Source organism: Ruthenibacterium sp. (assembly GCF_017421385.1).
Lineage (GTDB): Bacteria > Bacillota > Clostridia > Oscillospirales > Ruminococcaceae > Ruthenibacterium > Ruthenibacterium lactatiformans.
Genome location: NZ_JAFOIN010000017.1, coordinates 1 through 7,900, shown reverse-complemented (window position 1 = coordinate 7,900; position 7,900 = coordinate 1). Strand labels below are relative to the sequence as shown.

Below are 7,900 nucleotides of genomic sequence, written 5' to 3'. Positions count from 1 at the left end.
CTTTTTTGCACCTGAAACGTTGGCGAGGCATTGCTACTCGATATGCAAAAACTACAACATCTTTTCTGGCTGCTGTGCAAATTCGTTGCATTGCTATTTGGTGTACTGTTTTGACCTGATCTTGTGTAGACACTATTTAGTCTTCTTTTGAACCACTCGCCTAGCGAGTGGTTTTCGACATACAAAAATGCCCCGTCCTATAGACGGGGCATTTGCAGTTGCATACATTCAGCGGTTGGGGTTGACGATATTGCGCCAGTCCAGATCGCCGCGCTCCAGGCCATGGATGAGTACCTCGGCCGTGGCGATATTGGTCGCGATGGGGATATTGTGTACGTCGCACAGGCGCAGCAGATTCATTTCATTGGGCTCATGGGGCTTCGCGCTGATCGGGTCTCTGAAGAAGAGCAGCAGGTCGATCTCGTTGCAGGCGATGCGCGCAGCGATCTGCTGGTCGCCCCCATGGGTGCCGGACAGAAAACGCTGGATGCGCAGGCCCGTGGCCTCCGCCACAAGCTTGCCCGTCGTACCTGTCGCGCACAGATCGTGCTGGGAAAGCACGCGGCAGTATGCAATACAGAACTGCACCATCAGTTCCTTCTTGGAATCGTGCGCGATCAACGCGATGTTCATTTGGGCATCCTCCTCATATTTATCGAATCACGAGCGGCGTATATTGTCCGCACAGGCGTGCGGCAATGGCGCGCAGCGCCAGACGGGGCCTGCCCGCCGGAGCCAGCGGCGCGCCTGTCGCGCCCGCTTTTTGTATTTCGGTGCTGAACGGCACCACCCCGATGAGCTGTGCGCCCACGGTGTCGATGCATTCGTCCAGGCTTTGTATGCCGCAGTTTGCCAGCGTGCGCGGCACCTTGTTGATGATAAGACGTATTTCCGGGCACCCGCCCGCCTCCAGCGCGTCGCACACAATGCGTCCGTCGCGGATGGATACAGGGTCCGGCGTAAGTACAAGCAGCGCGCGGTGGGCCACGCCCATCGCCGCCTCAAACGGAACGCCCATGCCCGCCGCAGTGTCCAGCACAATGGTGTCGAACACAGGGCCGACCTTTTCTACAAACACGCGCAGCGCTGCCGGCAGGATATGTCCGCCGGAGTACGGAGCCGAGATCACATACAGGTTGCGGTACACAGGGCTTTCCACCACGGCCTTGCCGGCTTCGCAGCGGCCGTTCAGCACGTCCTCCACGTCGTACACAGTCTTGCCGTATACGCCCGCGATATAATCCACGCTGCGCAGGCCGGAATCCAGCTCCACAAGCAAAACACGCCTGCCGCGCGCGGCAAGCTCGGCCCCCAGCAGCACAGCTACCGTGCTTTTGCCGGTGCCGCCTTTGCCCGAGGCGACCATGATCACATTCGCGCCCATGTCGTCCCTTTCCCTAAAATTCACACGCAGGGCCTATACCCCACTCTGCTCCTCAGTATATCACAAAAAAGCTGTTTGTACAACAAAATTTTTTGGCACATTCACAGAAAAAAGCCAATCTCCCGCCGGCTTTTCTGTTGCGCCGCCCTTTTTTGCCTGCCGCGCGTCCATTTGTAAAATTTTGTACAGGCTGGTTCAGGCAGCTCAAAGCACGTCCAGCTCTTTCAGCGCATTGTACACACGGGACACCGGGAAGCCCATCACATTGAAATAGCAGCCCTCGATACCCGCCACAAATTTGGCCGCGCCGTTCTGCACGCCGTAGGCCCCGGCCTTGTCGTAGGGGTCGTCTGTCGCAATGTACGCCTCGATCTCCGCGTCCGAAAGCGCGCCGAACACCACTTTTGTGGTTGCGGCGAAGCACAGCTCCCGTCCCTGTGCGGCAATGCACACGCCTGTGTGCACCAGGTGGCCCCTGCCCGCCAGAACGCGTATCATGCGCCGCGCGTCGTCCCGGTCCGCAGGCTTGCCGAAAACCGCGCCGTCCACGTCCACCACCGTATCGCAGCCGATGACCACATCCTCAGGGCAGCTCTCCGCCACGGCGCGGCATTTGGCAGCGGCCAGCTTCTGTGCCAGAAGCGCGGGCGTTTCGGCACGGATGGCCCGTTCGTCCACGTCGCTGGTGCGCACCGTGTAATCCGGTGTGATAAGCGCCATCAGCTCCCTGCGGCGGGGCGACGATGAAGCCAGGATAATTCCCATGTCAGGTCCCTTCTTTCCGTAAAAGCGCCGGGCCGCAGCTCAGCGCAGGTTCGTTTTGTTGTAGCAGAAAATGGCCAGCGCGATGGTGATGATCTGCGCCACGCTGATGCCCATGGAAAAGCCGAACGTCAGTTTGATGACCGAGAGATCCAGCACAAATGGGCTGTCGGCGTTGAAGCCAATGGAGCTGGAATACGCCAGCCAGCTGAGGAACGGGATATTGGCGCACAGGTTGGCAAGCATGCCGCCCAGCACGATTCCTGCAAGAATAAAAAAGATCAAAAGCAGATTACGCTTGAGTTTCATGGTTCCCCCTCCTTTTCACTGCCGTCCTGTGGAGCCGAAGCCGCCCGTGCCGCGCTCTGTGTCGGTGAGCGTTTCAACCTCCAGCATGTCGGGCAAGGCAACGGGCATCACCGCAAGCTGGGCGATGCGCTCGCCGTTCTGCACCGTATAGGGCTTGTCCGAAAGATTCACCAGCCCCACCGAGATCTCGCCCCGGTAGTCGGAATCAATGACACCTACGCCGTTGGACAGCGTCAGTCCGTTTTTTACGGCAAGGCCGCTGCGCGCAAACACCAGCGCCACATATTCGGGCCCCGGAAGTTCCACGGCGATGCCCGTAGGGATCACCGCACGCCCCATGGGCTGCAGGGTAACGCCTTCGTCGCCGCACACGGCGCGCAGGTCCGCCGCCGCGCTGCCGGGCGTGGCCCGGCCGGGCAATGCCGCCCCCGGACGCACTTTTTTGTATTTCAAAACCATATCTCAAACCTCCCAATTCCAGCTTGTCAAAAAGCTTTGCTTTTCCGCCGAGCTGCTTACAAACAGGTCTTTCGGCCCCCTTCGCCGCGCACGGCAGTCTTCGTCCGCCGCTTCGCTCTGCACACCCCGGCATCGGCCCTGCGGAACGCCGCGGGGCATTTTGAATGAAAAAAGCATCTTCGCACAAAGGGTCCGCGCTCTCGGCGCGGCATCCGCACAGGAGGCTCTGCAGCGCTCCGGCACGCGCCTGCGGGCGCAGCAGCCGCCCATTTTTTCGGCATTTGCCGCACGGCCCGCACTTTGCCTTGCAAAGATGCGCGGCTTTCCCGCCGCCGGCCTTCCCCGGGCGCTTTTTTCCTCCTTGCTTTTTCTACAGGCTCAATTCGTCCCCTTATAATACAGGCCCCGGGTGAACGGACCGTCAAAAGGCAGGCCCTCCCGCACCAGCGCCAGCACCTCTCGCACGCGCGCCGCCGTTTCGATGGTGAAATACAGCAGCGGCAGCTCCACGGGCAGTTCCTTCAGACGGTCCCCCATATAAATCGGGATGGGATTGTACACGGTGCGCGCGCCCGCAGGGCCGCTGCACCGCACCGGAAAACGCATGCCCTTCCGGTCCAGCAGCTCGCCCTTTCGGTCACAGCCTCCGCAGTCCCGCACATTCTGCAGCGGGCATGCCCGCGTCAGCATCAGGGGCATATGCCCGTAAGCAAGAGCCAGCACGGGCACCGGCGCGGAAATGCGCGCCATATCCTCCAGCGTCAGCTCCGGCGAGAGCGTCAGCATCCGCGCACCCAGCGCGGCGTACTCTTTTGCAGAGAGCGGATTCGTCACATTCAACCCGAAGCCTCCCGCCAGCGGCAGGCCCTCCAGCGTGGTAAACTGAGCGATATTTTCCGCCACATAGCCCGCAAAGCCCGCGTCCCGGCTCTCGAACGCGGCGCGCGCCGAAGCCTCCTCGGCTCCGCCGAACAAAGCCCGAGGCGCCTCCAGCCAGGTTCTGCTCCTCAGCTCCGGCGGCACGTCCCGCCACTGGGCCAGCGGCATAATGAACCATGCCGCGTCCTGTGGGGTCTCCCGCGGCAGCTGCGCCGCATGCGCGAGCCGGACGGCATATCCTTCCTGCTTTGCAGCACGGGCCGGCGCCTCCAGCAAAGCCTGCGGCACTTTTGCGCACGGGATGGGGCGTGGCTGCTCCCGCTTTGCCAGCAGGGACTCCAGCGCCCGACGGCGCAGCTCGTTCACCTCGCTGCCCGGCAGGAACCACTGTGCGCCCCGCACCGCGACCTCCTGCGGAAAAAACGGGGTCCCGCCCATTTTTTCCAGCGAGCGGCGGTAAGCCGCCCGCGCCTCCTCCGGCGGCTTCTGCCCGGGCTGGGGCTGCCGCTCCCCGTACACCACCGCACGGTTGCCGTCGGCGTCCCGGACGGCCAGCTTCGCGCCGTCCTCTTCCAAAGTCAGCTCCAGCCCCACGCCCACGCGGGGGCGTTCGCGGCGGTACAGCTCCCGCAGGCGCGGTGCCGCCGCCTTCGCGGCGGCGGCGTCTCCTTCGGTGCGTGTGCCGAACATGCTCCCGTTCCGGGCTCCAGTTAAATAACTATCTGTAAAACCAGAACGTGAAAATACATCTTGTAAAAGCCGTGTGTCATACGGTTCACCCGCCCGCGCCAGCAGACAGGCATTGACAGCCGCGGCCACATATTCCGGCGGGCGCAGCCGTCCCTCGATCTTCACACTGGCCACGCCCGCGGCGGAAAGCTGCGGCAGATGACCGATGACAGACATGTCCTTGAGGCTCAGATGATGCCCCGCGGCCGGCCCGGGCGTGCCCGATGCGTCGAAGGGCAGACGGCACGGCCCCGCGCATCCGCCCCGGTTGCCGCTGCGCCCTCCCAGGAACGCGCTCATATAGCACTGGCCCGAAACGCTCATGCACAGCGCGCCGTGGACGAAGGTCTCGGTCTCAATTCCGCAGCCCGCAGTGATGCCGGCGATCTCGGACAGCGTCAGCTCACGCGCCAAAATCACGCGTGTAAAACCCAGCGCGGCCAGACGGCGCGCACCGTCCAGGCTCTGCACGCTCATCTGCGTGGAGCCGTGCAGCGCCAGGCCCGGCGCCATTCGGCGCACAAGCGCGGCCACGGCCAGATCCTGCGTGATGACGGCGTCAGCCCCGGCAGCCGCAATACCGGCCACCGCCTCGGCAAGAGCTGTCAGCTCACCGGGATACAGCGTGGTGTTCAGCGTTACATACACGCGCACGTCCCGGGCATGACAAAAAGCCACCGCCTGCCGCAGGCCTTCGGTGGTAAAATTGCCCGCCGTGCGGCGGGCATTGAAATTTTGAAGCCCGAGGTACACGGCGTCCGCTCCCGCAAAAACGGCTGCGCAGAGCATGTCGGCATTGCCGGCGGGCGCCAGTATCTCGGGCCTTGTGGAATTGCTGTGGCTCGGCATTACTTCTTCTCTTTCAAATAGCCGATCTCGCGGCGCAGGCGCTCCACCTCGCGGCGGGCCTCCTCGGCAGCCAGCTTGGCCTTGGCGGCGTCCTCCAGGTAATCCTTGATCTGCGCGCGCATGTTGTCCGCACCGCTGGTGCTCTTTTTCAGCTCGTCCAGATAACCCAGCGCGGTGATGACGGCCGCCGTCGTGACGGAAGCCGTGGGATTGCTGGCCAGCATCTGTGTCATATCAGAATCCAGCTTTTCAGCCAGAGACAGCACATATTCCTCGGTATCCGTCGTAGCGATGACGTAATTGGAACCGCAAATTTCAAGCTTGATCTTGTTTGCAGGCATCTTGTGTGAAACCCCTTCCTGACGATACGTCCTGTTTTATACCCATTATAAACGAATTGCCCGAAGATAGAAAGTGGATTTTTGAAACTTTTTATAAAAAAACGTATTTTGTTGAAGTAGGGCCCAAAAAATACTATAATATATAACGTGTGGGATGATTTTTCCGTCTGGCCGCGCCCTGCATGTGCGCGGTTTTTCATTCCCCCTGAAAAGAGGAGTAGATGATTTTGAACACCAGATATACCAAAAAAGAATTTGAAAAGCTGCTGACTGAAAAGCTGTTCAATGAATTCGCCATCGACATCGCGTCGGCAACGGACGAACAGATCTACCGCGCGCTTGCACTCATTGCACGGGGCATGCTCAGCGAAAAGCGCAAGCGCTTTATCGCGCGCACCTACGGCGCCAACGGCAAGCAGGTGTATTACCTGTGCATGGAATTTCTGATGGGCCGCAGCCTGAAGACCAGCCTGCTTAATCTGGGCCTGTGCGGCGTGGCGGACGAGGTGCTGCGGGATTACAGCATGAAGCTGGACAATATCTACGAGCAGGAGCCGGACGCGGGCCTGGGCAACGGCGGCCTGGGCCGTTTGGCCGCGTGCTATCTGGACGGTATGGCCACCGACGATATCCCCGGCACTGGCTATTCCATCCTGTACGAATACGGCATCTTCAAGCAGAAGATCGTGGACGGCTGGCAGCAGGAACGCGCCGACAACTGGCTGCCCGGCGGCGGCGTGTGGCTGAAAAGCCATCCGGACCAGGCCGTGGAGGTGCGCTTTGACGGAGAGATCGAGGAGAGCTGGGACGGCGTATACCACCATGTGGAGCACAAAAACTATTCCAGCGTCATCGCCGTACCCAGCGACATGTATGTGGCCGGGTACGATTCCAACGGCGTTTCCCAGCTGCGCCTGTGGCAGGCCAAGGCGCCCGGCTTCGATATGGACAGCTTCAACGCGGGCGAGTACGGCAGCGCCATCACCAAGAGCGCCAACGCCGAGCTCATCAGCAAGGTGCTGTACCCCAACGACAACCACATCGAGGGCAAGATCCTCCGTCTGCGCCAGCAGTATTTCCTGTCTGCCGCGTCCATCGGGGATATCGCCAAGAACCACCTGTCCCAGTACGGCACGCTGGAAAACCTGCCGGATAAGGTCGACATCCACGTCAACGACACCCACCCCACGCTGGCCATTCCGGAGCTGATGCGCATTCTTTTGGACGAATGCGGCTATACTTGGGAAAAAGCCTTTGATATCACCCGCCGCACCTTCGCCTACACCAACCACACCGTCATGAGCGAAGCGCTGGAAAAGTGGAACGAGGATATTTTTAAAAAGACGCTGCCGCGCATTTACCAAATCTGCGTGGAGCTGGACCACCGCTGCCGCGCCGACCTGGAGCGCACCTTCCCCGGCGACGAGGGCAAGATCAACTACATGGCCGTTTTGGGCGACGGCCAGGTGCGCATGGCCAACATCTGCTGCTATGTGTGCCATTCCATCAACGGCGTGTCTCAGCTGCACAGCGAGATCATCAAGCAGAGCGTGTTCCACGACTATTTCCTGTACAGCCCCGAAAAATTCACCAACGTGACCAACGGCATCGCTTACCGCCGCTGGCTTCTGGCCGCCAATCCGGGCCTGACGGGCCTTCTGGAGGACACCATCGGCCCCGGCTTCAAAAAGGATGCGTCCGAGCTGAAAAAGCTGGAGAAATTCAAGGCGGACAAAAAAGTGCTCAGCGCTCTGGAGGATGTGAAGGACGCCAACAAGGTGATCTTCGCCCAGCATCTGAAGAAGGTCACCGGGCAGGAGATCGACCCGCACACACTGTTCGACGTGCAGGTCAAACGCATGCACGAGTATAAGCGCCAGCATCTGAACGCGCTGAACATCGCGGCGCAGTACCTGTATATCAAGAACAACCCCAACGCGGACGTGGTTCCCAAAACGTATATCTTCGGAGCAAAGGCCGCGCCGGGCTACTATATGGCCAAGCAGATGATCCGCCTGATCTGCAAGCTGGGCGCGCTCATCGACGCGGACCCCATGGTGCGTGAAAAGCTGCGCGTGGTGTATCTGGAGGACTACAACGTCACCACCAGCGAGCGTCTGATGCCCGCCAGCGAAGTGAGTGAGCAGATCAGCCTTGCGGGCACCGAGGCCTCCGGCACGGGCAACAT

At 60.8% G+C, this 7,900-nt stretch carries 8 protein-coding genes and 1 pseudogene; 2 read left to right on the top strand and 7 right to left on the bottom strand.

Features of this window, described 5'->3' with window-relative positions; genetic code table 11:
- A pseudogene (locus IIY41_RS01925) lies at positions 1–119 on the top strand (IS5/IS1182 family transposase); the annotation flags it as partial.
- A 109-nt stretch (positions 120–228) separates the two neighbouring features.
- Here IIY41_RS01925 and mgsA read toward each other — a convergent pair.
- The 7 genes from mgsA to IIY41_RS01890 all read right to left on the bottom strand — a co-directional run bounded on the left by mgsA (position 229) and on the right by IIY41_RS01890 (position 5,712).
- Positions 229–633 carry a methylglyoxal synthase gene (gene mgsA / locus IIY41_RS01920; protein ID WP_009321924.1) on the bottom strand — a complete coding sequence of 135 codons (405 nt, stop codon included), beginning with the start codon at positions 631–633 and terminating at the stop codon, positions 229–231.
- A gap of 19 nt (positions 634–652) precedes the next feature.
- Complete coding sequence (locus tag IIY41_RS01915; protein WP_009321923.1) at positions 653–1,384, bottom strand: nucleotide-binding protein; 732 nt, start codon at positions 1,382–1,384, stop codon at positions 653–655.
- 204 nt (positions 1,385–1,588) lie between these two features.
- Positions 1,589–2,149 carry a Maf family protein gene (locus IIY41_RS01910; protein WP_009321922.1) on the bottom strand — a complete coding sequence of 187 codons (561 nt, stop codon included), beginning with the start codon at positions 2,147–2,149 and terminating at the stop codon, positions 1,589–1,591.
- A gap of 39 nt (positions 2,150–2,188) precedes the next feature.
- The gene (locus tag IIY41_RS01905) at positions 2,189–2,455 is read right to left on the bottom strand and encodes a DUF4321 domain-containing protein (protein ID WP_009321921.1); all 267 of its coding nucleotides are present in this window, start codon (positions 2,453–2,455) and stop codon (positions 2,189–2,191) included.
- 15 nt (positions 2,456–2,470) lie between these two features.
- Positions 2,471–2,914, bottom strand: a complete 444-nt coding sequence (dut, locus tag IIY41_RS01900; protein ID WP_009321920.1) for a dUTP diphosphatase — start codon at positions 2,912–2,914, stop codon at positions 2,471–2,473.
- Between the two features lie 378 nt (positions 2,915–3,292).
- Entirely contained in the window at positions 3,293–5,371 is a 2,079-nt protein-coding gene (locus tag IIY41_RS01895) for a U32 family peptidase (protein WP_155200865.1), read from the bottom strand.
- Positions 5,371–5,712 carry a cell division protein ZapA gene (locus IIY41_RS01890; protein WP_009321918.1) on the bottom strand — a complete coding sequence of 114 codons (342 nt, stop codon included), beginning with the start codon at positions 5,710–5,712 and terminating at the stop codon, positions 5,371–5,373. Before IIY41_RS01890 ends, IIY41_RS01895 begins: the two co-directional genes overlap by 1 nt.
- A 221-nt stretch (positions 5,713–5,933) precedes the next feature.
- Here IIY41_RS01890 and glgP point away from each other — a divergent pair.
- A partial coding sequence (gene glgP, locus IIY41_RS01885) for a glycogen/starch/alpha-glucan family phosphorylase (RefSeq protein ID WP_287399421.1) occupies positions 5,934–7,900 on the top strand: 1,967 nt, incomplete at its 3' end.